A 594-nucleotide genomic window follows, 5' to 3' on the forward strand; every position below is an offset into this window, starting at 1 on the left:
CAGGGTGCAGGACGAGCCGCGGGCGCAATGGTGCGCCGTCCATCCGATGTCCCACTACCGAGCCCGGGCCACGCCGGGCTGCCGGAGGCATTCGTCCATGTCCACACGCATACGGCGCAGACCGGTTCGCCGATCCGGCCGGACCGGTCTGTCCGTCCTGCTCGCCGCCGTCGCCCTGGGCGTCACCGGCCTGAGCGCTCCCGCCCAGGCCGCCGACCCCGCCCTCGAGACCGGCACGGCCCCCGCGCCGCAGCCGTCCACCAACACCCCCGCCCTCGTCGACGGCCTCGCCGACCCCGCCGACGCCTCGGTGCCCGCCGCCACCGCCGCCCGCGGCCACCTGGCCGGGCACAAGGACCGCTACCGCATCCCCGCCCCCGACCGCGACCTGGCCACCGTCGACGTCGCCACCGACGCCGACGGCACCGAGACTGTCCGCCTCGGCCAGCAGTACCGCGGCATCCCCGTCATGGGCGCCCAGTACGTCGTCCGCATGACCCACAAGGACGGCAAGCGGACCGTCACCGGCACCTCCGGCTCCTACTTCACCGACCTCGACGTCGACACCACCCGCCCCACCCTCCCCGCCTCCAC

The 594-nt window shown here is 75.4% G+C and carries 1 pseudogene; it reads left to right on the forward strand.

The features are described from left to right. Positions 1–97 precede the first annotated feature (97 nt). Positions 98–594: pseudogene (locus AC3ET4_RS30945) on the forward strand (M4 family metallopeptidase); the annotation flags it as partial.

The sequence above is a fragment of the Actinacidiphila sp. bgisy167 genome, from assembly GCF_057707665.1.